Below are 23,333 nucleotides of genomic sequence, written 5' to 3'. Positions count from 1 at the left end.
TACCGTTGATTCATTTAACATATCCTATCCATAGGGAACAGAATTAAGGAGGTACGTACTGTGTCAGTAAAACGTCGTTTATTTACATCTGAATCTGTAACAGAAGGGCATCCTGATAAGATTTGTGACCAAATTTCTGATGCCATCCTAGACGAAATTATGAAAAATGACCCAAACGCAAGGGTAGCGTGTGAAACATCTGTAAACACGGGGCTAGTATTAGTAGCGGGGGAAATTAGTACATCAACTTATGTAGATATACCTAAGATTGTAAGAGAAACAGTGAAAGGTATTGGGTACACAAGAGCGAAATATGGTTTCGATTACGAAACTTGTGCTGTATTAACTTCTATTGATGAGCAATCACCGGATATTGCACAAGGTGTTGATCAAGCGTTAGAAGCTCGTGAAGGCCAAATGAGTGATAGTGAAATTGAAGCGATCGGAGCTGGAGACCAAGGTTTAATGTTTGGTTATGCTGATAACCAAACGCCTGAATTAATGCCACTGCCTATTTCTCTTTCGCATAAATTAGCGAGACGACTTAGTGAAGTAAGGAAAGACGGTACAGTTGGCTATTTACGCCCTGACGGAAAAACCCAAGTAACAGTTGAGTATGATGAGAACGATCAGCCAGTTCATATCGATACAATCGTCATTTCAACACAACACCACCCTGAAATAACAAATGAACAAATTGTTGCTGATCTAAAAGAGCATGTCATTAAACCGATTGTGCCAGCTCAATTAATAGATGAGAAAACAAAATATTTTATTAATCCAACAGGCAGATTTGTCATTGGTGGACCACAGGGAGATGCAGGGTTAACTGGAAGAAAAATTATTGTTGATACTTATGGCGGCTATGCTCGCCATGGAGGTGGAGCATTCTCTGGTAAAGACGCAACAAAGGTTGACCGCTCTGCTGCCTATGCAGCTCGTTATGTAGCAAAGAATATTGTTGCTGCTGGTCTAGCAGATCGATGTGAAGTACAACTTGCATACGCGATTGGTGTAGCGCAACCAGTTTCTATTGCAATTGATACGTTTGGTACTGGTTCTGTTTCGGAAGAAGTACTAGTAGAAGTTGTCCGCAACAACTTTGATTTGCGTCCTGCCGGCATCATCAATATGTTAGATTTACGCCGTCCAATTTATAAGCAAACGGCAGCTTACGGCCACTTTGGAAGAACAGATGTAGATCTACCTTGGGAAAAAACGGATAAAGCTGCTTCTTTAAAAGAACAAGCATTAAATAGTGCTGCAAAATAAGAAATGTGTGACCGCCCAGTCTTTTCGATAAGGAAATTGGACAACCTCCAGTAAAATAAAACTGATTATATCGGAATTCGATGTTGCATACTTTAATGGTACTGAGACACCGTGCACGCTAAGGATAAGAGTACTCATTAGTTCTTTATTAGATACACGCAACGCAATTCCACCACTAATAATAGAAAAGACGCGACTGTCTCAAAAGCTAGAGGTTGACTCAAAAGGTAAAAATTCGACCTTTTAAAAGAAAAGACTAAAAACGAGCTTGAAGCTCGTTTTTAGTTTTTCTTATTGTGCAATACGATTAGACCTCTGTTCGTTTTCATATATAACTTGCTCGTACTCACTCACTAAGTTAGAAAATATATGATTCCATGATTGTGTTTTAGCGTACGCTCTTGCTTTCAAACTCATTTTTTTATTTAAATCCTGCGTAAATAATATAGTCGTAATGCTTTTTAGAAATGCATCTGCTTTTTTCCCAGGACATATCATTCCAGTTTCTCCGTTTGTCACGATCTCTTTTACTCCACCGCTATTAGAAACGATGGCTGGTGTACCTGAAGCAAGAGATTCTAATACGACATTCCCAAATGTTTCTGATGTCGAAGGGAAAACAAATAAATCGGCAGACGAATACGCACTTGCAAGTTCTTCTCCATCTAAATAGCCAGTAAATATAACATCATCCCTATGCTTTTCTTTTAATTCATCCTTCATCGGACCCTCTCCAACGAATACCCATTGAATCAGTTCTTTTTGATGTGATGGCATATTTGAAATGACTTCAGAAAGAATGTGAAGATCCTTTTCAGGTGCAAGTCTCCCAACGTAAAGTAGTATATATTTTTTGTTAATACTGTACTTCTGCCGGAAATATTTAGGATCGTAATTAGGATGAAATAAATCGCAATCAACACCTCTTTGCCACAGTGATAAATGTTGAAATCCCTTTTTTTCTAAATGAGACATTGTTTCTTTAGAAGGAACAAAAACTCTTTTTGCATCACGATGAAACCATTGCTGATATTTCCAAATCCAGGGGAGCATAAAGCCCAATTTATAGTAGTGTAGGTAATGATCAAAATGTGTATGGTAGGAAGCAACAAAAGGTACGTGATATTTGTTGGAATAGTGTAAACCACATAGCCCCATATTAAATGGAGTAGCAATATGGATAAGCTCTGGCTGTAAAGCATGTAGCCGTTGTCGAATTGTTAATACGTTAGGGAGTGCTATTCTGCATTCTGGGTAGAGGATAAAAGGTAAACTGGCAAATCGGTGTACATTTCCGTTAAATAGCGATTCATCGTCATTTAGTTCAGGAACAAAAATATCATAATCAATCTTTTCCTTTCCTAAATAATGAACTAATCGATTCATTGTTTTAGAAACGCCATTTACTTGAGGAGTGAAAGTATCAGAGAATAAAGCAATACGCATTTTTTTTCCTCCTTATTGTTAAAAAGGGTAAACATACATGATGCTAATAACGGTAATAAAACCTAGAAATGCACCAGCAATAACATCAGATGGATAATGTAATCCGATCGTAATTCTTGAAATGGCAACTAGTATTGCAATAGGGAGTAATATAGGTATTAAGATGTTAGCAAAAAACATGTAAGGTAAGAGTAATGAAAAAATAGCTGTCGTATGCCCAGATGGAAAAGATGAATCCTTTAAAGGGTTTTTCGCAACATAAGAATAATTTATAGCTAGGTATGGGCGAAGTCTTGGGACAATTTTTTTAATCATGATTGCCAGGGCATGGCTACAAGCTAAAGATAAAGATGAAATAATGGCAATAGCTTTTAATTCGTTTTGAAAGAAGATAAGTGTAATAACGCAAAAAAGTATTGTAAATCGTGCACCACCTAAATGAGTAATCATTCCCATGATTCGATGGTAAAAGGACTCTTGTTCTGCACGGTTAATAAGACGAAAGATTGAACAATCTTGTTCGTAAAACCAGTAACGGGCTTTTTCCACTTTTTTAAACCTCCCTTATTGTTCTACTTAAAATTCTAATAAAAAAGTTTTAAGGAAATATAATGTAAATGTGAAGCTTTTGCTAAGAAATTTAAAAATATAGATAAAGGTGGACTCAAAAGATCGATTTTTTACCTTTTGAGTCCACCTCTAAGCAATGTGCGAAGTCATCGCAATCGTTAAAAAGCCTGATAGGATTCGGTTTCTCCTATCAGGCGAGCGACTGCAATACAAATAAATGCCCTGTAAAAGTGCTCTGTATTTTTTAGTGACCACTGAAAATCACTAACTAGTACTTAAAGATGCGGAGGAATTCCTCTGCTTTAAAGATAAGTTAATAGCAGTTATAACGTTTTTTGTAATATGTGCGCAGCGAATGTAGCCATTGGCAGGACTCCTATTCACTTTTGGGACAATGATTAGTCTTTGAGTCCTTTATAATATTGTCCTTTTTCTACGTATTCTCTTCTAATTCTGTCCATATCCATCATGTCGTTGTCTGATAATTTTCTGACCACTTTTGCTGGGCGGCCAAATGCTAGTGATCGAGGAGGGATTTTTTTCCCTTGTGGGACGAGACTTCCAGCCCCTATAAAAGCACCTTCTCCAATTTCCGCGCCATCTAAAATGATTGAACCCATTCCGATTAGTGCATGCTTTCTTATGACGCTACTATGTAACGTGCATTGATGTCCAATAGTAACACCATCTTCAAGAATAAGTGGGTTATTTGGACTTTGATGCAATACGCTATTATCTTGTATGTTCACGTTCTTACCAATAATTGTGGGTGCCACATCTCCTCGGATTACAGTATTAAACCAAACGCTTGATTTTTCTCCGATTGATACATCCCCAGTAACTACTGCTCCATCAGCAATAAATACAGAGTCATCTATTTCTGGAGATTTATCTCTATATGGGTAAATCATTGACTTACGCCTCCTTTTCCATATAACATTTTATGGATAACTTTTATCAGTTAATAACATATTACCAAAATGTTATTGTTCAGGGAAATGTCAATAGTATGTCACTTGACGAATAAGTATGAGAAAGAGAAGATATGAAGGAAGGGAGTTTTTGCGATGTGGAAATGGGAAGTTGAAAAGCCTAAAGGTGTTTTTGTTATCGTGCATGGAGCTGGTGAATATCATGTACGCTATAAATGGGTGAGAGAACAATTGAACAAGCTCCAATACAATGTCATACAAGGAGATTTGCCTGGCCAAGGGACGACAACTGGACCAAGAGGCCATATTAACTCCTTTCATGACTACATCCAAGTCGTAAAAAAATGGTTAAATGAAGCAACAAAGTATGATGTGCCAATCATATTACTTGGACATAGTATGGGATCACTGATTTCTATTCACACGTTGATGTCGTTACAAAAAGCTGCTTTGCCACATGCTGTAGTATTATCATCCCCGTGCTTAGGATTAGTGAATGAACCTGACTTTAATAAAAAAGTTGCTGCTCATATTTTAAATGTTGTTTATCCAAGCTTTCGGTTTCCATCTGGATTAGTACCAGGATCAGGCACTAGAGATGAGTGGATGCGAAGTCGTGATAAGCATGACGATAAGCTAATCAAAAAGGTGAGTGTTCGCTGGTACCGAGAATTAGACAAGGCGATGACAAATGCGATTGAGAATGTAAATGAATTTCCGGATGTACCTCTTTTAGTAACACAAGCTGGAGGAGACTTAATTACGAATAAACATAAGGCGAAGGAATGGTTCGACCGTTTACCTATATCAAATAAATACTATAAAGAATGGGATCATTTATATCACGAAGTATTAAACGAGCCTGAGCGCCATAAAGTATTAGCTCACTTGATAGGGTTTGTAACATTACAGCGATCATGATAAAGTAAAAGGCAATGTTGAAGGAAGGAGACGAAGTATGAAAATTCCAACCTCCTCATGGACATTAATGTTCCATGTGTATAAATTTGTTTTACCAAAAGTCCATGAATATTTACAATTCTGGAAAAAGAAAGCACAGGAAATTCCTAATGAAGAATTAAGGAAGCAGGCGTTAGCTAGCATTGAATCAAAAACCTTTCACTGTGAGGGTGGCTCTATTTACGGAATATTGGCAAAAGAAAGAAGAGATGAAGTAATTGAATTTGTAGTAGCATATCAAACGATAAGTGATTATTTAGATAACTTATGTGACCGAAGTACGTCTCTTGATCCAAATGATTTTCGTGCATTACATGAGTCGATGCCAGATGCACTGACTCCTGGAGCAGAAGTGAAGGATTACTATCGTTTCCGTGAAGAAAAAGATGACGGCGGCTATTTAGAAAGTCTTGTGAAAACTTGTCAAAAATGTATTAGTAAATTTCCAAGCTACAAAGTCGTAAAAGAGGCGAATATACATTTAGCCAATTTATATAGTGATCTCCAAGTACATAAGCATGTGAAAAAGGAAGAACGTGTTCCACGATTAGAAAAATGGTTTGCAGAATTTGAAAAGGAAGTCCCACCAATGACGTGGTATGAGTTTTCGGCTAGCACAGGGTCAACGCTAGGTATTTTCTGCTTAACCGCTTACTCTACATATGAAAACTTTACAGAAGAAAAGGCTTTGAAAGTGAAGGAAGGATATTTTCCTTGGGTACAAGGCTTACATATTTTAATGGATTATTTTATAGATCAAGAAGAGGACCGACTTGGTGGAGATTTAAACTTTTGTTTTTATTATAAAGATGAAGAGGAAATGATGGACAGGCTCGTTCACTTTTTCCGTCAAGCAGATAAGAGTATTCGCGACTTGCCAGATTGGAAATTTCATAGATTGATCAATAATGGCTTACTAGCCATCTATTTAGCAGACGAAAAGGTAAAACAAGATCCGCATCTTCGTAAACAAGGGCATCGCTTTATCCGCAGTGGAGGAGCACCAACGATGTTCTTCTATGTGAACGGTTGGCTTTATCGAAGAGCTAGTGGTACGTAATAAAGTGAGAAGAACTGCAAAGTGGCAGTTCTTTTTTTAAAAGATACGAAAGTATAATTGGCAGTGGAATTTTTTCGCCGTGCGTACTAGCGAGAAGATCACTCACTAGTACTTTAAGAGCTACAGCGAAATTCCACTGCTCCAAAGAAAAGACCGTATTATACAACGTAATAAAGAAAGAGGATTTTTCTTGTTGATATGGAAATTATACTTATCACTGTAATGGAGGTTTTAATGATAAGAACCGTAAAAGTAGATGATGTTATTTTTTCATTAAAGGAAGTAGAGTCTTTCGATTGGTTAAAAGGTGTAGGTAAAGTGTTTCGCGTTTTTTCAGAACAAGATTCAGGAAATTTATGCTTTGGTGTTATGGATGGTGGAGTGAAAAAGTTTGTTAAGTATGCAGGAGCAAAAACCGTCAATTATGAAGGGAAAAGAGAGGATGCTATCGCAAGACTTAAAAAATGTATTCCTATATACGAGCAATTAAAGCATGATAGTTTAGTCAATTTAATAGATCACTTTGAGGTTGAAAATGGATATGCGCTCGTTTTTGATTGGTTTGAAGGAGAAAGTCTCCATTCTCCTGGGGATTTTCCACCACCACATAAATATAAACATCCAGATTCTCCATACTATCGTTTTAAGCAAATGCCTGTTAAATTACGATTAAAGTCACTAAATACGATTTTTCAATTTCATATTCATGTTGAAAAAAACAAATATGTTGCAATTGATTTTTACGACGGTAGTATCCTTTATGATTTTAAAAATAACCAGACAAAAATATGTGACATTGATTTTTATGAAAAGAAGCCTTATGTCAATGAAATGGGGAGGCTTTGGGGATCAAAAAGGTTTATGTCGCCTGAAGAATTTCAATTGGGAGCGGCCATTGATGAGAAAACGAATGTATTTAACATGGGTGCTGTAGCATTTGCATTATTAGGGGGAGAGCTTGATCGTTCCTATTCTAAGTGGGAAGGAAGTAAAGCGTTATATGCTATAGCAAAAAAGGCAGTTGAACAGGAAAAACATAATCGGTACACATCAGTTGAGGCGTTTTATAATGCCTGGATAAGTGAGTGTGGTCTGGACTGATATAGTTTATTCGTGAGGTGATTATTACCTCCCGTAGGAACGAGCAAAGCTTATTCGCCAATGCTTTCGGATTGTCTCGACAGATTAACTAGTAGAGGAAGATAACTCCTAGATTCCTGTCATATCAACTTCTATATAAAAATTGTATTGGTTTTGGTTACTTAATAAGCATGATAAACTGATCATTTCACAGGCTCAGAACCTTGAATAAAGGTTGACTTAAAAAGTTAAAAGCAACTTTTTAAGTCAACCTCTTTTCTCAATCGCTATAATAAATGGTGGATTGTTAATTTGGTTTGTAAATTGATATTCAAGAACATGGAAATGCTCTTGTGGTAAGGCTCTGATGAAGGGGATGAGCGCATCTTTCTCCACTTTACCTTCAGCATGGCCGTGGTAAACGACGAGTACTAATATGCCTTCTACCTTTAAATGCTTTATAATATGTTCTATCGCTTTTATCGTAGTCTCCGGAGTAGTGACTACTGTTTTATCGCTTCCAGGTAAATAGCCTAAGTTGAAGATTGCCCCTGCTATGTTCTCATAATCATCTTGATCTAAATAGTTTAACAACTTTTCGTGGCCATCATGAATCAATTGTACATTGCTATCTTGATTATTTTCAGCTAGTTTTTTTCGCGTTGCTGTAATGGCAGCTTCTTGTATATCAAAGCTATATACTTTTCCGGTGTTACTAACGAGCTTCGATAAAAATAGCGTGTCATTACCTTTTCCAGCTGTGGCGTCAATAACAACATCTCCTTCAGTAACTGCTTTCATCAATAGTTCTCTTGCAAATGGTAAAACGCCTAAAAGCTTCATCATTAAATGTACTCCTTATTACGAACATAATGTTTTCCTTGCCAGCTATTGCGGCGCTTCAGTTCAGCATCAATTCCATTTAGAACTTCCCATTTGTTTAAGCTCCACATAGGGCCAATCATCAAATCAGCTGGACCATCTCCGGTAAGACGGTGAATGATCATTTCAGGAGGGAGTACCTCTAATTGGTCACATACGAGTTGAATATATTCTTCACTACTCATAAACTCAAGTAGTCCTTTTTCGTATTGCTTTACCATAGGTGTTTTCTTTAATAAATGTAGTAAATGAATTTTTATGCCTTGGACATCGAGCTTTGCAACTTCCTGTGCTGTTTCCAACATCATATCTTTTGTTTCTAGAGGTAAACCGTTTATAATATGCGAACAAACACGAATATTGTGCTTTCTTAGCTTGTCTACGCCTTCTTTATAGCATTCGTAATCGTGCGCTCTATTGATAAGATCAGCAGTTCGCTCGTGAACTGTTTGTAAACCTAATTCAACCCATAAATATGTTCGTTTATTTAACTCGGCTAAATATTCAACAACATCGTCTGGAAGGCAATCTGGGCGAGTAGCTATCGACAAACCGACAACATCATCTTGTTCAAGAATGACTTCAAACATTTCTCTTAACTCTTCGACTGGTGCATACGTATTAGTATATGCTTGGAAATAACCGATATATTTACCAGCTTTCCATTTTTGATGTAGTTTTTCCTTAATCGTCTTAAATTGTGTGACAAGGTCGTCCTTTCGATCGCCGGCAAAATCACCTGACCCACGCTCGCTACAAAACGTGCATCCACCATGAGCTACTTTACCGTCACGGTTTGGACAATCAAAACCACCATCAAGGGGAACCTTGAATATTTTTTCACCAAATTCAGCTCGTAAATGTGCATTCCACGTATAATACTTTTTATCGCCGAAAAAAGCAGGTGCTTGTTCGTTCATTATGATAACAACCTTTCAAAAGTGTATTTAAAGATTCTTTAATGTTGAAATAACTTCATCGATATCTTCCTTTGAAATATCGAGGTGGGTAGTAAATCTAATTACTGTTGGAGCAAAGGCAACGGCCAAAATACCTTTTGCTTTGAAAATTTGTAACCATTCTTGAGAAGAATTTTCAGAAGCAGAAGTTTCAACTAAAATAATATTTGTTTCCACTTTGTTAACGACTTTTAGTGCCGTATATTGTTCAATTGCTTTAGCGAGCCTTTTTGCATTTTCATGGTCTTCGGTAAGGCGATCGACATTTGATTTTAATGCTAATAATCCAGGGGCTGCTATCACACCTGCCTGTCTTAATCCGCCACCGAGCATTTTACGTTTTTTTCGAGCACGGTCGATAAAGGCCTTATCTCCTACTAAAACGGATCCTACTGGAGCACCTAGCCCTTTTGATAAACAAAACTGAATCGAATTAGCGTAAGCTGCATATTCTTTTATCGCTATGTTACTCGCTACTGATGCATTAAATATTCTTGCACCGTCAATATGAACTGGAACATGATAAGAGCGAGCTAGTTGATAAACCTCTTTTATATACGTCAAAGGTAAAATTGAACCGCCACTACGGTTATGAGAGTTTTCAAGCCATATAAGGGAAGTCTCTGGAAAATGAATATCTTCACCTCTAACCGCGGCTTCTATATCGTCAATGGCAATTTGTCCACGACGATGTGCTAACGTCCTCGATTGTACACCTGCAAATGCAGAAGTAGCAGCTCCTTCATATAGAAAAACGTGTGATTCGTTATCCATTATGATTTCCTGCCCAGGCTGCGTATAGGATAGTATCGCAGCTTGATTCCCTTGTGTACCGCTTGTAACAAATAATGCTGCTTCTTTTCCAAATAGTTGAGCGGCATATGTCTCTAGTTCATTTACTGTAGGGTCCTCGCCATATACGTCATCACCAACGAGTGCTGTCAACATTTTTTCGCGCATCTCATCGGATGGTTTCGTTACTGTATCACTTCTTAAATCGATCATTATCGTCCCACACTTTCCGTTATTATCTGTAAAACATCCTACCATACATTCGTAAATATACACCAGTATGTTTAAAAGGAAAGAGGGGTAACAGACATTAAGGTAAAAATCTAGTATTGATAAAAGATCTAACATCGACTAAAATTTACTTAGTATTACGAAATAAGGAGGGCGCTTTATGCCTAAAATGCCTAAGGCCATCTGGATTCTCGTTATTGGAATGGCAATCAACGTGACAGGGGCTTCTTTTTTATGGCCTTTAAATACAATATATATTAACCAAGTACTTGGACAGTCATTGACAGTTGCAGGTACTGTTCTTATGTTTAATGGATTATCAGGTATTATCGGTAACTTAATTGGTGGCAAGCTTTTCGATAAAATTGGCGGTTATCGTACTATTTCAATTGGGCTTACAATTACAATGACTAGTGCATTTCTTTTAGCATTCTTCCATTACTCCTTTATTGCTTACATTATCTTTCTCATGGGCTTAGGCTTTGGAGCAGGTTTAATGGTTCCATGTATGTATGCAATGGCTGGTGCAATTTGGCCAGAAGGGGGCAGGCGTCCCTTTAATGCGATCTATGTTGCACAAAATGTAGGGGTCGCTGCTGGTTCAGCGATTGGTGGCTTTTTAGCAAGCTATCGCTTTGATCTCGTTTTCTTCGGTAACGGAATGATGTATGTTGGGTTTTTCCTCCTAGCATTTTTTGCGATTCGTCATATTAAAGTAGAACAGGATAGTGCAGCTACGACAAATGTATTTGAGCAAGGTGCAATAATAGAAAATAAAAAACGATTCCATGCATTACTCATGTTGTGTTTTGGTTTTCTTATTTGCTGGGTGGCATATGCACAGTGGGCATCCACTGTTTCTGTTCATACGCAAAACCTAGACATCCCACTTACGCAATACAGTTTATTATGGACAATAAATGGGTGTATGATTGTTTTTTGTCAGCCTATTATTAAATACTTTATAAATCGATTTGTTCATTCTTTAAAATCACAGATTTATGTAGGATTAGCAATCTTTATGGGTTCATACTTAGTGTTATCCCAAGCAGAGGTATTCACAGCCTTTTTAGCAGCTATGATTATATTAACGATAGGTGAGATGTTCGTATGGCCTGCGATACCAACAATCGCTCATCAGCTAGCACCAAAAGGAAAAGCAGGATTTTATCAAGGGATCGTGAATAGTGTAGGAACAGGTGGCCGTGTTATCGGTCCGTTATTTGGCGGCTTTTTAGCAGATATGTTTGGAATGGCAATTTTATTTTACGTCATAGCCTTTATGTTCGTTATTCCATTTATAACAACACTCATATTTGATCGAAAAATAGCAAATACGACGTTTTCAAGAAAAAAAGTAGAATCATCTGCATCATAAAAAGTTTAAAATTGAAAAAATAGGTAAATGATATTCGTAGAATGCTTGACACTACAGTGTTGGATGCATACAATAACAATAATTAAAACTATTTGAATATAGTCGAAAGATGACGACAAGGACTAGTAGTCAACGAACACGTTTTCAGAGAGTTAACGGGTGGTGGAAGTTAACCGTGGAATTTGATGAACTCGCCTTGGAATTGTAAAGAGGAACAGAGTATCACAATATCTCATTACTCTTTAACGAATAACCTACGTTACAGGTCAAAGAGAGCGGCTATTTGCTTTTTCACCGCTAACGTGGGTGGTACCGCGGGAAGGATTTCAACCTCTCGTCCCTGTTTTACGCTAGGGATGGGAGGTTTTTTGTCATCTTAAGATGTATAATGGGAGGTTTTGGCGATGGCTTTTGACCATCAGTTCGTAGAGCAGAAGTGGCAAAAAGTTTGGGAAGAAAACAAAACATTTAAAGTTGAGGAGAACACAACGAAAGAGAATTTTTATGCGCTAGACATGTTTCCGTACCCTTCAGGATCTGGACTTCATGTAGGACACCCTGAAGGTTATACTGCAACGGATATTCTTTCAAGAATGCGCCGTATGCAAGGGTACAATGTACTTCATCCAATGGGGTGGGATGCGTTCGGACTTCCAGCAGAGCAATATGCATTAGATACTGGAAATCATCCAAATGAATTTACAGTGAAGAACATTGATGTATTTCGAAAGCAAATTAAAGCACTTGGTTTTTCCTACGATTGGGACCGAGAAGTAAATACGACGGATGAAAGCTATTATAAGTGGACGCAATGGATATTCTTAAAGCTTTATGAGAAAGGACTTGCGTATGTAGATGAAGTAGCAGTAAATTGGTGCCCAGCGCTCGGGACAGTATTGGCTAACGAAGAGGTCATCGATGGAAAAAGTGAACGCGGAGGTCATCCTGTAGAGCGTCGCCCTATGAAGCAATGGATGCTACGCATTACTGCTTATGCAGATCGTTTACTTGAGGATCTAGAAGAACTCGATTGGCCGGAGAGCTTAAAGGATATGCAGCGCAACTGGATCGGACGTTCGGAAGGTGCAGATGTAACATTTGATGTTGAAGGCGTCGATAATACAATTACTGTTTTCACTACAAGACCAGATACACTATATGGCGCAACATACATCGTACTAGCACCAGAGCATAAGCTAGTTGAAAGAATTGTAACACCAGAGCAATTCGAGGCTGTTGATGAATATCAAAAGAAGGTAGCAACAAAAAGTGATTTAGAAAGAACGGAGCTTGCTAAAGACAAAACCGGTGTTTTCACTGGTGCTTATGCGATACACCCAGTTAGTGGAGAAAAGCTACCAATCTGGATTGCTGACTATGTACTCGTAAACTACGGAACAGGTGCAATTATGGCTGTACCGGGCCATGATGAAAGAGACTACGAATTTGCACAAGCATTTGATCTTCCAATCGTTGAAGTAGTTTCTGGGGGTGACCTTTCTAAAGAGGCATATACTGGCGATGGTCCGCATGTTAACTCGGATTTCCTAAACGGGCTTGATAAGGAAGAAGCCATTAGCAAAATGATCGAATGGTTAGAAAATAACAACCGTGGAGAAAGAAAGGTAACATATCGCCTTCGTGATTGGCTATTTAGTAGACAACGTTATTGGGGTGAGCCAATTCCAATCATTCACTTTGAAGACGGTACGATGAAGGCTGTACCTGAGGAGGAGCTACCTTTAACACTCCCAGAATTGGAAGAGTTTAAGCCATCTGGAGAAGGCGAATCTCCGTTAGCGAATGCAACCGATTGGTTATATGTAACAGATCCTGAAACTGGTAAAAAAGGTCGACGTGAAACGAACACGATGCCACAATGGGCAGGAAGCTGTTGGTACTATTTACGTTATATTGATCCACATAATGACGAAGCACTTGCGGATCCTGAATTATTGAAAAAGTGGTTGCCAGTAGATATTTACATTGGCGGAGCTGAGCACGCTGTTCTCCATTTACTTTATGCACGGTTCTGGCATAAATTTCTTTACGATATTGGTGTTGTTCCAACGAAGGAGCCATTCCAAAAGCTATATAACCAAGGAATGATTCTTGGTGAAGGAAATGAAAAAATGAGTAAGTCTAAAGGAAATGTTGTGAATCCTGATGATATCATTAAAAGCCATGGTGCGGATACATTAAGGTTATATGAAATGTTTATGGGGCCATTGGATGCATCGATAGCATGGAGCACAAATGGTTTAGACGGTGCACGCCGTTTCCTTGATCGTGTTTGGCGATTAATTGTATCTGATAATGGAGAGCTAAATCACGCCATTGTTGATAAAGAGGGATCTGCACATATGACACGGGCGTACCATCAAACTGTAAAAAAAGTAACAGAGGACTTTGAAGGATTACGTTTTAATACAGGAATTTCACAAATGATGGTATTTGTAAATGAGGCATACAAACAAGAGGAATTATGTAAGTCTCATATTGAAGGATTTGTGAAATTACTTTCACCAGTAGCTCCGCATATTAGTGAAGAGCTTTGGAGTAAGCTTGGACATGAAGAAACAATTGCATATGCTACGTGGCCAATATATGATGAGTCATTGTTAGTAGAGAATGAAGTAGAAATTGTTGTCCAAGTTAATGGTAAGGTGCGTTCGAAGCTTGTTATCGCTAAAGACGCAAGTCGTGAAGACATGGAGCAAAAAGCAGTTGAAATTGATAAAGTAAAAGAAGAAATTGAAGGGAAAACAGTTCGAAAGGTTATTGCAGTACCTGGAAAACTTGTCAATATTGTAGCTAACTAAGGTTGAATCAAAAACGATAGAAAAGTCTTGGCAAAATAAACTAATACCTAGCTTGCAATGAAGTTAGGTATTAGTGTTTTGCTATATATATTGTGTTAAGTACTTAATAGGGTTAATGTCAACCTATTAGTCAGTCTCTATTCCCACATATTCATTGCGGCAGCTTGTCCTGCTGTATATCCTGTAGAAAAAGCAACAGTTATATTGTATCCACCAGTATAGCCGTGAATATCCAGTACTTCCCCACAGAAGAATAATCCCTTCATTAGCTTAGATTCCATTCGTTTAGGCTGCAGTTCTTTTACTGAAACACCACCACCAGTGACGAATGCTTTTTCAAGTGAAAGTGTTCCTGTAGCTGATATATGAAAACTTTTCACTACATTTGCTAAAGACCTTATTTTTTCTTTTGATATTTCTGGCTGTATCATAAGTGGATCAATATCGCTTATTTTAAATAATAATGGTAATAATCTCTCTGGTACCCAGCTATTTAGTACATTTTTGACTGCCTTTTTCGGTTGTTCCACGAGTAGGCTTTCAATCTCCGTAATAACAGTGTCTACATGCTTATCAGGAAATAAATCTAAAGCCAGTGGTACAGCTTTAACCTGATACTTTTTTTTAGCTTTCACAACGTATTGACTACAACGAAGAACGATTGGACCAGAAATACCAAAATGAGTAAAAATCATGTCACCTACGTGACCTTTTACTAGCTTCTTGCTTTTCGGATCAAGTACTGATAATTTAACGTTGCGAAGTGATAATCCTTGTAGTTCTTTATTTTTAATAAAACGATCATTAGCTGTAATCGGCACTTCTGTAGGGTATAGTTCAGTAATAGTATGACCTGCTTTTTTGGCCCACGGATAACCATCACCCGTACTACCTGTATGAGGAACTGATTTTCCACCAACAGCGATAATGACATTAGGTGCTTCAATTACCTCTCCTGAAACGAGTTGTACCCCTTTTACCTTTGAATTTGAAAAATCATATAGCACTTCATTCACTTCAGTTCGAGTTCTAATACTTACTTTAAGGCTTTGGACTTTTTCAATGAGTGTTTTAACAACAGTTATCGCTTTGTCACTTACAGGGAACATCCTTCCATTGTCTTCCTCTTTTAATTTGATTCCTAAGTTTTCAAAAAACTGTATAATATCTTCATTATTGAATACTGAAAAAGGACTATACATAAAGCGCCCATTACCTGGGATATGCGCGATAATTTCCTCTACGTCCGCTCTGTTTGTAACATTACAACGGCCTCCACCAGAAATCGCAAGTTTACGGCCTAGTTTACTTCCTTTATCAAGTAGAACGACTTTTGCTCCATATTCAGCAGCGGCTACCGCAGCCATTAAGCCTGCTGGGCCACCACCAATAACGATTACGTCAGCATGCATATTTTTCACCATCTTTCCTATTTCAATATAAAGAGTATCATTTTTTAAATCGAAAACAAAGCTGCGACTAGGCTAGTTAATGTATTCAATAAATAAATTATAGAAAAATGAGCCTAAATACTATCTCTAAATTCACCAAATAACGGTATATTACATCATATATAATGGTGAGAAGAGGTTAGTTCACATTAAGTACTTAATAATTAGTATTTTTTACAAAAACTCTGTTTTATTTCTATTTATAATATGTTACACTTCAGTTGGTAAAAAAATTAACAGCAATTTGGAAGGAGGAGAGGCACATGTTTCAACACTTAATTAAGAAGTTTGAAGCGAAACGCGCTGTGTGGGCAGAAGAGACACAGCAAAGAATTATGGCATATGCTGAACAGGAAAGGTTAGAAGCCTTGAGGCGTATGAAAAAAGAAGAAGAGCAACAATGTCTATTGAATAACGAGGTTGAGAAGTACCTGAGGACAGTTCATCCAACCTTTTTGTTGAAGCCAGAGGTTCAAAAAGCATTATTGAACATGTTGCAGGCTCGCTCCGAAGGTACTGTTAGTGTAAATATTAGTATGACTAAGGAAATGAGAAAAGCATATTCCTATTATCATAGTGAATTTAAAATCTTTGTTCAGCTTCTTGAACACAAAGGATACAAAGTTTCAAATAATGAAGAACTATTTTTAAATACGTTTATAACTAAATTAAGAGAGAAAAATTATCAACTATGTATGGAGAAATATGGTGATTTTGTACCGGATAATGCTACTATTTATGAAGCATTTGAACACTACTTTGAAATTGTGGAAGATCAATTTAAATATGAAAGTGGTAACGTTGATTTCTTTGCAATCTATTTAAACCAAAAAGGGATTGCTGGTGATGATTGGACGAAATCTCGCTTAAAGAGAAAGCTAAAGCATTATGAAAAGGCGAATAAAGATGAAGTGAGAATGAAGCGTTTAGAAAAAAGGTTAGAAAATATTAGCTAATACTAAAAGATGACTCAAAGGCAAAAATTTTAAGGGCTACAAAAGGTAAATATCGGATTGACACTGATAAAGTGAAAGAACACAATGGCACTGAAAAAGTACAAAACAACTTTTTCAGTGCCTTTTATTTGTATTGCAATGGCTACGTTCGTTGCGCGCCTGATAGGATAAACCCACTCCTATCAGGCTTTTAAACGATTGCAACGACTACGCACATTGCTTAGGGGCACTGAAAAAGTGAAAGAACGCCACTTTTTCAGTGCCCTCAAAAAAATCTCTACTGAGTCACCTTTTTTTCGAGATGGAGATATCTATCATGCTAGGTTCCTTTTCTTCTGCATTCTATCATGATAAAGTGAGACATGTAGAAGGAGGGATACATCGATGAAAACGAATATACTCATCGTTGGTGCCGGTAGAATGGCCGAAGCAATTATTTCTGGATTAGTAAAAAAAGAAGAACAATTAGGAAAACTGACAGTTGCAAACCGTACGGACAAGGGTAGATTAAATCATTTAAAACATACATATAACATTGCTATAACCGAAGATTGGACGAAGGAAGTAGAGGACAATTCATGCATTATTTTAGCAACTCCTCCTAAATCACAAGAGGAACAGCTGAAAATATTAAGTGGAATTGTGAATGGTCAGCTCATTATTACTGTAGCTGCAGGAATTGATCCTACATATATGGAAAAGAGATTGCCTAACGGAACGTCAGTTTGTTGGATTATGCCAAATACGGGGGCTCAAATAGGGAAGTCAATGTCTACATTTGTTTGTGGTAAACATGTTAATCATACAGAAAGAAACCTCATTCATTTTATTTTATCTGCAATTGGAGAAGCTGAGGAACTGACAGAACAGCAAGTACACGATATGACGGCAATTACAGGAAGTGCACCAGCATTTGTTTATACTTTCGTACAAGCGCTAGAAAAGGCGGCTATGAAAAGTGGTGTAACACGAGAACAAGCGAGAAAGCTCGTAACAAAAATGGTTAGTGGCTCCATTGCGATGTTGGAAAGTGGTTCGGAACCAGAACAGTTAATTTCTCAAGTTGCTTCACCAGGAGGGTCAACAGCCGAAGGGTTAAAAGTACTCGAGGAGGCAAACTTTCAGCAAATAATCGAAGGTGCAGTTGAAGCAACGAACAAGCATGCTAGAAATCAAGGGAAATAACGATGGATAATGTGGAGGGTTACACATGCTTAAAAAAATGGCACTAAAAACGAATACGAGAGATGAAATGCTTGATATCACTAATGAAGTACAAAACTTCGTAAATGAGCAGGGGGTTCATTCTGGTGTCGTATATATTTATTGTCCCCATACGACTGCAGGAATTACAATTAATGAAAATGCAGATCCTGATGTAAAACATGATATGATCATGCGACTAGATGAAGTATATCCATGGACACATCGTCAATATAGACATGTTGAAGGAAATTCAGCTTCGCATTTAAAAGCAAGCACAGTTGGTGCTTCGCAAGTTGTGATAATAGAGGACGGGAATCTAATCTTAGGAACATGGCAAGGTATTTATTTTTGTGAATTTGATGGACCAAGGAATCGTCATATATATATGAAAATAATGAAGGAAGGATAGCTAGGGAGATGTGACTCCCAAAGCTACTCCTTCCAAAAGTATGTTAGTTAATCATTATCATTTTCATTTTTCTCTTCTGACTCGTTATTGTTAGTAGAGTTTTTTCTTTTTCTCACTTGTACATAAACGATAATGCAAATAGCTATCATAACTGGGAGCAGCACAGGTGAAAGGCCAATTAAAAGAACTGTCGCTGTTGAGAGGAATGACAGTATAAAGTTAATTGTATCAATAAATAAACTCTGTGCCTTTTTCCACGTATTAAGTGATTCTCCCTCGTTAATGGAAGGGACCGAAATTTGCCTTTCACTAATATGGATGTGCACGGTTGAATAATCAACATGATTTTCTAAAAAGTTCATTCTACCAGTAACTTGTTCAATTTCTTCTTGTACTTTAGCTAAGTCATTCGAGATTTTCAATAAATCCTCTGTATTCTCTGCACCTTCTAAAAAGGATAAAAGCCTTTCCTCTACAGTTCTTTTTGATCGTAAACGAGATTCAAGATCAACATATTCTTCTGTTACATCATTACCGCTTATAGAACGATCTAACACTTTTGTACTTTCAGAAGCGAGCTCATCCATAAAAGGATGGAAGTAATTTTGTGGTATCCTTACAGTTAAAGTACCAAATGCTTGTTCACGTTCACTATGATAAAGTGTAGATTCTACGATATATCCTCCTACCTTTTGCACAAACTCTTGTGTTTTTTGCTGTATAGCCTCGTAGCTCTCTACCTCAACAGATATATCTCCAGTGTAAATAACCATTCTTTCTGTAGTAACACTGTCTACTACATCAATAGAAGTCTCCACGCTCTGTTCATCAAAAGCTCTACCTTCTAGTTCCGAAAATCCAGCATCGCTGTCATCATAATCATAAACAGCCTCTTCTGGCATGCTATCTCTAGCTTCTAAAGAGATGTCGTTGTTACCAGCACTACAAGCAAAAAGAATAGAGGTTAAAAGGCTAAACAAAGCGAGCATATAGAAACTGTATTTTTTCATAAATGACGCCCCTTTCGTGTACGCCCATAAAAGATGCGAACATACACTTTTTTCTTTTATAGTCGTTAAGAAATAAAAAAGGTTTCCGTTATTTGTAAAATAATGATAGTGCGAATCTTTTTCGGTGTTATGTGTGGATATATTATGATATTCGCATAAGAAGTATGGTAAAATGCTACCAGGTCGTTTCATTTTATAAGAATGAATCATAATAGACATTAAGTCTATATTATTGAAGGTAGGAGAATAAAAATGTCAGATAAACAGCTTTTACGTGGGACGATGATATTAACTGCCAGTATCATTATTTCTAAAGCGTTAGGCCTCATATATATATTTCCGTTTAAAGCGATCGTAGGTTTAGAGGGGCTAGCATTATATCAATATGGATATGGTCCATATACATTAATTCTTAGTTTAGCGACTCTCGGAATACCGCTCGCTGTATCAAAGTTTGTGTCTAAGTATAATGCGCTAGGAGACTATAGAACAGGACAAAGGTTATTTAAGTCTGGAATTATAGTGATGTCTATTACCGGCGTTATTGCATTTATTATTTTGTTTTTACTTGCGGAACCAATTGCAAATCATGTCCTAGATCCGGGGGAACTTCAAGGGAATACGATTCAAGATGGTGTGTTTACAATTAGAATGGTAAGTGTTGCTTTACTTATCGTTCCAATTATGGCTTTAATACGTGGTTACTTTCAAGGCTTTGGCTCTATGGGGCCAACTGCAATCTCACAAGTGATTGAACAAATTATTCGGATCATTTTTATTTTATTATTAACTTACATTATTCTTGAAGTGTGGCAAGGTACAATAGGGACAGCAGTAGGTTTTGCTACATTTGGAGCCTTTGTAGGGGCGCTCGGTGGACTTCTAGTTCTACTTATTTATTGGTGGAAAAGGAAGGGATACATCAATAAGCAAATTGAAACAAGCACGATGGATCACCAAATACCTTTATCAAAAATGTATAAAGAGCTTTTAACATACGCTTTGCCAATATCATTTGTTGGCCTTGCTATACCGCTTTATCAAAATGTAGATATTTTATTTTTTAACTCAGCAATGCGAGCTATCGGCTATGTACAAACGGAAGTAGATATGTACTTTGGTGCATTTGCACAGGCAGCACATAAACTTATATTAATCCCAGTTTCTGTTGCAACAGCAATGTCCTTGACGATTTTACCAACTGTTACAAAGTCGTTTATTAATAAAGAGCATGCTACCTTACAAAAACAAATAACACAAACTTATCAAATTATATTGTTTTTAAGTATTCCAGCGTCTGTTGGTCTCGTGTTACTATCTGATTCTGCATATGCAACATTATTTGGATTAGAAGATATGGAAATTGGCGCATATATGCTTAAGTACTATGCACCTGTAGCAATTTTGTTTTCAATATTTGCGGTGACATCTTCTTTATTACAAGGGATTAATCGTCAAAGATATGCTGTTATCGCATTATTAGCTGGATTGATTTTTAAATTAACTTTCACTTATTTAATGATTGTATGGTTAGGTCCAGCTGGAGCTATTTTAGCTACAGGAGTAGGGTACGTCATCGCTATTGGGGTGAATGTGTGGGCAATTGGAAAATTTGCGCAATATGATTATCAATTTTTAGCAAAGAGACTGTTACTTATCGTCATGTTTGCTAGTTTGATGGCGCTTGTCGTTTTCTTAGTAAGGAATCTTATTGGAGCGATCCTCCCACTAGAAACTTGGATAAATGGAGCAACCATTTTGTTTACTTCGATAGTAGCAGGATTACTCACATATGGGTACTTAAGTGTTCGATCTGGATTAGCTGGACAAATTTTAGGTCATCGTTTCAAATTTTTGAGTAAAAAACGTCGTGTCGCAAGATCGTCAGATTAATATAAAATGAGTAAGGGAGACTCAATAGGTAAATATCAACCTTTTCGAGTCTCCCTTCACTTGGCGGAATTGGCGCTGGAAATGATGCCATGCGTACTAGCGAGAAGAGCACTCACTACTACTTTAAATACATGTGGCTTCATTTCTTCACCGCTTGAGGGTGTCCCAAAAGCTATAAAAAGTTTTGGCAATGGCTCCACTCACCGCGCGACCACTATAAAAAAACCACTTATAGTGGTCTTTAAGGGATTGCGGCGGCTACGCACATTGCTTAGAGGTTGACTCAAAAGGTAAAAAATCGACCTTTTGACTCAACCTTTCTTATATCCAGTTTTCTGCCCAAGTTTGTAGCTCGTTCATTGCAATTTCTAGCGCTTTGCCTTTTTCAGTTAGTTTGTACTCTATCCTTACTGGTGTCTCTGGATAAACGGTTCTCTCTACTAATCCAGCTTCTTCAAGTTGTTTTAAACGGTCAACTAGCATTTTATCACTCATGCTTGGGATTACAGCAGATATATCTTTAAACCGTTGTGGGCCTTGTAATAGAACTCGTAAAATTAACCCATTCCAACGCTTACCTAATAATTCAAATGCAGATTCAAACTTAGGACAAAGATTAATTTGAACCATGAACATCATCTCCTTAACCTTCAGTATAGCATACCTCACTTATTTTTTGTAAGTTGCCCTATTTGCTAGATGTACGTAATATAAGTTGTAAAGTAAAGAGTGAAGTATCTTTTAGAGTGATAGATCATCTGATATAATGTAAGAATTAGTAAAAGCGATCAGGATGGTGAGCTCCTTGGAACATGAGGAAAATAAGGGTCTTTATATAGATTGGGTATTAATCACAGCAGTAGCATTAATTTCGGTATTCGGTCTAGTGATGATATATAGTGCTAGTTTCGTTCAAGGATACGAAACACAAGGAAATGTTTCACACTTTTTTGATAGACAGCTTCAGTGGATTATTGTATCGTCCATTTTATTTATATTTTTTATGTTTTTTCCGTATCGTCATTTTAAAAAACTATCTTTTTTCATCGTACTCGCTTGCTTTATTATGCTAGGTCTCATTTTTATTCCTACAATGGGCGTAACAGTAGGTGGTGCGACTCGTTGGTTTAGTATAGGTGGCTTTCAAATTCAGCCCTCTGAATTTGTTAAAATAGGCTCAATCATTTATTTAGCATATGTCTATTCGCAAAAACAATCATACATTAATACATTAAAAGGCGTGTTTCCACCTCTGCTTATAGTGGTCATTTTATTTCTACTAATCATGAGACAACCAGATCTCGGTACCGCGACGTCTATTGTCATGGTAGCTCTGTTAATTGCATTTTGTTCTGGAGCTAGATATTTACACCTCGTATCGATTGGGAGTATAGCAGTGTGGGGACTATATCAATATGCGCATTCTGCAGAATACCGTTTAAATCGCTTAATTGGTCATCGTAATCCTTTTGAATTAGAAGCAACAGATGGCTACCAGCTTGTTCAATCTTATATTGCTATTTCACATGGTGGGCTATCCGGAGCAGGACTTGGACAAAGTGTTCAAAAATTATTTTACTTACCAGAAGCACATACCGATTTTATATTAGCGATTATTAGCGAGGAGTTAGGAATAATAGGGATAGCATTTGTATTTACATTTATGCTAATAATCATTACACGGGGAATCATAATCGGAGCAAGGTGTAAAGATACTTTCGGTTCGTTATTAGCATTTGGTATTGTATTTCAGTTGGCGATTCAAGTAATATTTAATGCAGGAGCAGTAAGTGGTGTATTACCGATTACTGGTATTCCTTTCCCATTTTTAAGCTATGGCGGATCTTCTTTAATGGTTACTTTTATTTCTATGGGGATATTAGTCAATATATCTAGGAAAGTGGAGAGAGAAAGAAAAGAACAGCTCGTAAATGAAGAGGAGTATGAAAATGATGAAACTGAAATACCAGTTAAAACTCCGCTTCGTCCTGTTAGATAAATTTGTGAAAATTAGAAGGTGGAGT

20 protein-coding genes and 1 other annotated feature are annotated in these 23,333 nt (G+C 37.3%); of the genes, 11 read left to right on the top strand and 9 right to left on the bottom strand.

Annotated elements, in window-relative coordinates; genetic code table 11:
• Positions 1–60: 60 nt before the first annotated feature.
• Entirely contained in the window at positions 61–1,272 is a 1,212-nt protein-coding gene (gene metK, locus BCELL_RS16415) for a methionine adenosyltransferase (RefSeq protein WP_013489898.1), read from the top strand.
• A 291-nt stretch (positions 1,273–1,563) separates the two neighbouring features.
• Here metK and BCELL_RS16410 read toward each other — a convergent pair whose 3' ends face one another.
• From BCELL_RS16410 to BCELL_RS16400, 3 genes are all read right to left on the bottom strand, one after another.
• Positions 1,564–2,718, bottom strand: a complete 1,155-nt coding sequence (locus BCELL_RS16410; protein ID WP_013489897.1) for a glycosyltransferase family 4 protein — start codon at positions 2,716–2,718, stop codon at positions 1,564–1,566.
• Positions 2,719–2,736: 18 nt separating this feature from the next.
• Positions 2,737–3,267, bottom strand: coding sequence for a phosphatase PAP2 family protein (locus BCELL_RS16405; protein WP_013489896.1), 531 nt, complete (start codon positions 3,265–3,267; stop codon positions 2,737–2,739).
• A gap of 419 nt (positions 3,268–3,686) precedes the next feature.
• A complete protein-coding gene (locus BCELL_RS16400) occupies positions 3,687–4,199 on the bottom strand; it encodes a gamma carbonic anhydrase (RefSeq protein ID WP_013489895.1) in 513 nt (170 codons plus the stop codon).
• A 156-nt stretch (positions 4,200–4,355) separates the two neighbouring features.
• On the opposite strand from BCELL_RS16400, the gene BCELL_RS16395 reads away from it, so the two are divergent.
• The 3 genes from BCELL_RS16395 (at position 4,356) to BCELL_RS16385 (ending at position 7,341) form a co-directional block, all read left to right on the top strand.
• Complete coding sequence (locus BCELL_RS16395) at positions 4,356–5,141, top strand: alpha/beta fold hydrolase (RefSeq protein WP_013489894.1); 786 nt, start codon at positions 4,356–4,358, stop codon at positions 5,139–5,141.
• 37 nt (positions 5,142–5,178) lie between these two features.
• Positions 5,179–6,240 carry a tetraprenyl-beta-curcumene synthase family protein gene (locus BCELL_RS16390; protein WP_013489893.1) on the top strand — a complete coding sequence of 354 codons (1,062 nt, stop codon included), beginning with the start codon at positions 5,179–5,181 and terminating at the stop codon, positions 6,238–6,240.
• Positions 6,241–6,474: 234 nt separating this feature from the next.
• Positions 6,475–7,341: a protein kinase domain-containing protein gene (locus tag BCELL_RS16385; protein WP_013489892.1), complete on the top strand. Its 867-nt coding sequence runs from the start codon at positions 6,475–6,477 to the stop codon at positions 7,339–7,341.
• A 246-nt stretch (positions 7,342–7,587) separates the two neighbouring features.
• On the opposite strand, the gene mnmM is transcribed toward BCELL_RS16385, so the two are convergent.
• The 3 genes from mnmM to ltaE are packed head-to-tail and all read right to left on the bottom strand — an operon-like array spanning position 7,588 to position 10,166.
• Positions 7,588–8,163, bottom strand: coding sequence for a tRNA 5-(aminomethyl)-2-thiouridylate-methyltransferase MnmM (mnmM, locus tag BCELL_RS16380; RefSeq protein ID WP_041809128.1), 576 nt, complete (start codon positions 8,161–8,163; stop codon positions 7,588–7,590).
• Between the two features lie 2 nt (positions 8,164–8,165).
• Positions 8,166–9,122 carry a tRNA modification radical SAM protein MnmL/YtqA gene (gene mnmL, locus BCELL_RS16375; protein WP_013489890.1) on the bottom strand — a complete coding sequence of 319 codons (957 nt, stop codon included), beginning with the start codon at positions 9,120–9,122 and terminating at the stop codon, positions 8,166–8,168.
• A gap of 27 nt (positions 9,123–9,149) precedes the next feature.
• Positions 9,150–10,166: a low-specificity L-threonine aldolase gene (ltaE, locus tag BCELL_RS16370; RefSeq protein WP_013489889.1), complete on the bottom strand. Its 1,017-nt coding sequence runs from the start codon at positions 10,164–10,166 to the stop codon at positions 9,150–9,152.
• 187 nt (positions 10,167–10,353) lie between these two features.
• Between ltaE and BCELL_RS16365 the strand changes: the two genes are divergently transcribed.
• Complete coding sequence (locus tag BCELL_RS16365; RefSeq protein WP_049786712.1) at positions 10,354–11,562, top strand: MDR family MFS transporter; 1,209 nt, start codon at positions 10,354–10,356, stop codon at positions 11,560–11,562.
• 103 nt (positions 11,563–11,665) lie between these two features.
• Positions 11,666–11,907 (top strand) — a binding site (T-box leader).
• Positions 11,908–11,966: 59 nt separating this feature from the next.
• Positions 11,967–14,384, top strand: coding sequence for a leucine--tRNA ligase (gene leuS, locus BCELL_RS16360; RefSeq protein WP_013489887.1), 2,418 nt, complete (start codon positions 11,967–11,969; stop codon positions 14,382–14,384).
• 137 nt (positions 14,385–14,521) lie between these two features.
• Here the strand turns inward: leuS and BCELL_RS16355 are convergent, their stop codons facing one another.
• The gene (locus BCELL_RS16355; protein WP_280967010.1) at positions 14,522–15,817 is read right to left on the bottom strand and encodes a BaiN/RdsA family NAD(P)/FAD-dependent oxidoreductase; all 1,296 of its coding nucleotides are present in this window, start codon (positions 15,815–15,817) and stop codon (positions 14,522–14,524) included.
• Between the two features lie 281 nt (positions 15,818–16,098).
• Here BCELL_RS16355 and BCELL_RS16350 point away from each other — a divergent pair, with 281 nt between their 5' ends.
• The 3 genes from BCELL_RS16350 to BCELL_RS16340 all read left to right on the top strand — a co-directional run bounded on the left by BCELL_RS16350 (position 16,099) and on the right by BCELL_RS16340 (position 18,406).
• On the top strand, positions 16,099–16,791 hold the full coding sequence (locus tag BCELL_RS16350; RefSeq protein ID WP_013489885.1) for a hypothetical protein: 693 nt from the start codon (positions 16,099–16,101) through the stop codon (positions 16,789–16,791).
• 384 nt (positions 16,792–17,175) lie between these two features.
• Entirely contained in the window at positions 17,176–17,976 is an 801-nt protein-coding gene (gene proC, locus BCELL_RS16345) for a pyrroline-5-carboxylate reductase (protein WP_013489884.1), read from the top strand.
• Between the two features lie 25 nt (positions 17,977–18,001).
• Entirely contained in the window at positions 18,002–18,406 is a 405-nt protein-coding gene (locus BCELL_RS16340) for a secondary thiamine-phosphate synthase enzyme YjbQ (RefSeq protein ID WP_013489883.1), read from the top strand.
• A gap of 47 nt (positions 18,407–18,453) precedes the next feature.
• On the opposite strand, the gene BCELL_RS16335 is transcribed toward BCELL_RS16340, so the two are convergent.
• A complete protein-coding gene (locus tag BCELL_RS16335; RefSeq protein WP_013489882.1) occupies positions 18,454–19,416 on the bottom strand; it encodes a DUF4349 domain-containing protein in 963 nt (320 codons plus the stop codon).
• A gap of 252 nt (positions 19,417–19,668) precedes the next feature.
• Between BCELL_RS16335 and BCELL_RS16330 the strand changes: the two genes are divergently transcribed.
• Complete coding sequence (locus tag BCELL_RS16330; RefSeq protein WP_013489881.1) at positions 19,669–21,309, top strand: putative polysaccharide biosynthesis protein; 1,641 nt, start codon at positions 19,669–19,671, stop codon at positions 21,307–21,309.
• A gap of 321 nt (positions 21,310–21,630) precedes the next feature.
• Here BCELL_RS16330 and BCELL_RS16325 read toward each other — a convergent pair whose 3' ends face one another.
• Positions 21,631–21,939 (bottom strand): winged helix-turn-helix transcriptional regulator, encoded by a 309-nt coding sequence (locus BCELL_RS16325; protein WP_013489880.1) that lies wholly within the window; start codon positions 21,937–21,939, stop codon positions 21,631–21,633.
• A gap of 175 nt (positions 21,940–22,114) precedes the next feature.
• Here BCELL_RS16325 and ftsW point away from each other — a divergent pair, with 175 nt between their 5' ends.
• On the top strand, positions 22,115–23,308 hold the full coding sequence (gene ftsW, locus BCELL_RS16320) for a putative lipid II flippase FtsW (protein WP_013489879.1): 1,194 nt from the start codon (positions 22,115–22,117) through the stop codon (positions 23,306–23,308).
• The last annotated feature ends 25 nt before the right edge of the window (positions 23,309–23,333 follow it).

It is taken from the genome of Evansella cellulosilytica DSM 2522 (assembly GCF_000177235.2).
Lineage (GTDB): Bacteria > Bacillota > Bacilli > Bacillales > Salisediminibacteriaceae > Evansella > Evansella cellulosilytica.
The sequence above is the reverse complement of the archived record's forward strand: the minus strand, read 5'-3'. Positions and strand labels throughout refer to the sequence as shown.